This window comes from Vibrio kasasachensis, from assembly GCF_050337565.1.
Taxonomy (GTDB): domain Bacteria; phylum Pseudomonadota; class Gammaproteobacteria; order Enterobacterales; family Vibrionaceae; genus Vibrio; species Vibrio kasasachensis.
The window spans coordinates 1-2,232 of sequence record NZ_JAKJTB010000039.1 but is presented as its reverse complement, the minus strand read 5'-3'; the positions used below and the strand labels follow the sequence as shown (position 1 = coordinate 2,232).

The window sequence follows — 2,232 nt, the reverse complement described above, 5'->3', positions numbered from 1 at the left end:
AACTTTATGCCCAAATTTTTCAAATTCACGCGCCCAGTAGTGAGCGCCCGAACAAGCTTCCATAGCAATAGTGCAGGGTTTTAGGTTCGCGATATGGCTAAGCAACTTACTTCGTTGAAGTTTTTTACGGCTGATGTTTTTTCCTTTATGATCGATTTCAACAAGAAAGAAAATATTTTTTGCTAAATCGATGCCGATGATTTTATGCTGAGTCATGGTCTTCTCCTTTTGCTTTGGGACCTGAACACTCCAAGCATGGCTCATGGTCATGTGAAGTGGTAGGGGGAGACCATCTCATCAACTTAACGCGGCGTTATATAGTGACGGAAGTAGCAATGTAGGGTGCAAGCTGTGTGTCTCAAMGCTTAATTAGCAGCGAAGTCGTTGTTTAATAGAACAAATTAGGCTGAGTGCAGGCAATCCTCATGCTACCCTTAAAGCTAAGTTTGTCTGCTTAATACGCTGGCGATTAAAGACAGAACAAACGGAGCTTTAAGGTAAGGCATTTCCCTTCACCTCTGCATCGATTTTTGTCTGTTTACGATGATTCAGTGCGTGTGAATGAGGAGTCCAAGGATATCCATGGACTTTGGTCACATATATAACAAGACGTTTAAATGCGACTCACAACGCGTGGCATTTTCACAGTGCGTTGATTTTAGTGATTAAGGTGTTTGCAGCTGCATTGTTATTGCGTTGTTCACGCTTTAACTTTTCGTTAAATTACAAGGAGGTACTGTGGAAAGTTTAAAGGAATATCCTATCTCACTTCATGAGATATATAAGGCTAAAAAAGTGGTTTCAGCATATATGAAACCATCACCTTTAATTAAGTATGATGGTTTATCCCGATTACTTGGTTGCGAGGTTTACGTGAAGCATGAGAATCAAAACATCACGGGAAGTTTCAAAATCAGAGGTGGTATAAACATTATGTCACACCTCAAAAAAGCTAAAGTGAGTGGTGTTGTTACGTTTTCAACGGGTAATCATGGCTTATCTGTTGCCACGTCAGCAAAACTATTTGATATACCAGCAATTGTAGTAGTGCCAATTGGCTCTAATCCTGTAAAAATTGAGTTGATAAAACGTGCGGGTGCTGAAGTCATTGAAGCTGGTGAAAACTTCGATGAGGCAGCTAAGGTTGTAGCTGATATTAATGAAACGAAAGGCTATTACTACGTTCACCCTGCTAATGAACCCCTTGTAGTAAATGGTGTTGGTACTGAGTTTCTTGAAATTATCGAAGATATTCCAGACGTTGATGCTGTAATCTTACCGTTAGGTGGTGGTAGTGAAGTTGCTTCGGGGATAAGTGTTTTAAAATCAATATCACCTCAAATTAGCATCTACGCTGTTCAAGCAGAGCTCTCGTCAGCCGCTTATCAGTCCTGGAGTAGTAAAAAAATTATTGAAAGTAGTAATCAAACCTTTGCAGGCGGTTTTGCTACTGGAACAGCTTATGATACTACTTTTAACATTTATCGTGACAAATTAGATGACTTTGTTCTTCTTTCAGAGCAAGAAATTCTCCAAGGCATAGCTTTAGCTGCTCACCACACGAAAAATTTAGTGGAGGGCGCGGGAAGCTCAACAATCATGGCAGCGTGGAAGTTAAGGGAACAATTGGCAGGTAAAAAAGTGGTGCTTCAGTTTAGTGGCTCTAATGCATCACCTGATGAGCTAGAAAAAGCTTGTGAGTTGTCTAGCTTCCGAGATGGAAAAGTAATTTAACAAAGCGTTTAAGACAGATTCGCAACGCTCGGTGGCTTTGGTTTCAGTTGAGTTTTGTGTTTACGGTGCAATGGCTTAGGTTCAGTGGTAAGCGTTGCTCACTTATATGGTCTCCCCCAGTTTTGCAAGTCAGCAGTATGATTAAAAGCGCAGGTTAACTACCATATATACGGCCTGTTTTAGCGGCTTTTGCCTTGGCCAAGATGAGGCAGTCGAACACGCAGTTCTGATCAACTTATCGACTTTAAAAGCCAGCGTGAGCATAAGGTTTTCAACGTGTAGGATTTATCCTGTTATTCATCTCACTACGTACTTTGCAAAGGGTTGGTGATGTATGTTGTTTTATGTTGGTTGATACTCTTCGTTTTTGGTTATGACAGCCCAAGCGATCCGCATGAGTTTGTTCGCGAGTGCTACCGCAGCACGGTTGGGACCTCGTCGCTCTTGTAACTCAAGCATCCACTTACTGAGCTTATCGGATTTGAATTTGGCGCGTCT

General features: G+C 41.5%; 1 protein-coding gene and 2 pseudogenes. 1 reads left to right on the top strand and 2 read right to left on the bottom strand.

From position 1 onward, the window contains the following. Positions 1–216 (bottom strand): annotated as a pseudogene (locus tag L4C38_RS21170) (IS110 family transposase); the annotation flags it as partial. A gap of 522 nt (positions 217–738) precedes the next feature. Between L4C38_RS21170 and L4C38_RS21165 the strand changes: the two are divergent. Beyond that, complete coding sequence (locus L4C38_RS21165) at positions 739–1,734, top strand: threonine ammonia-lyase (protein ID WP_428799511.1); 996 nt, start codon at positions 739–741, stop codon at positions 1,732–1,734. 342 nt (positions 1,735–2,076) lie between these two features. Here L4C38_RS21165 and L4C38_RS21160 read toward each other — a convergent pair. Continuing rightward, a pseudogene (locus L4C38_RS21160) lies at positions 2,077–2,232 on the bottom strand (IS110 family transposase); the annotation flags it as partial.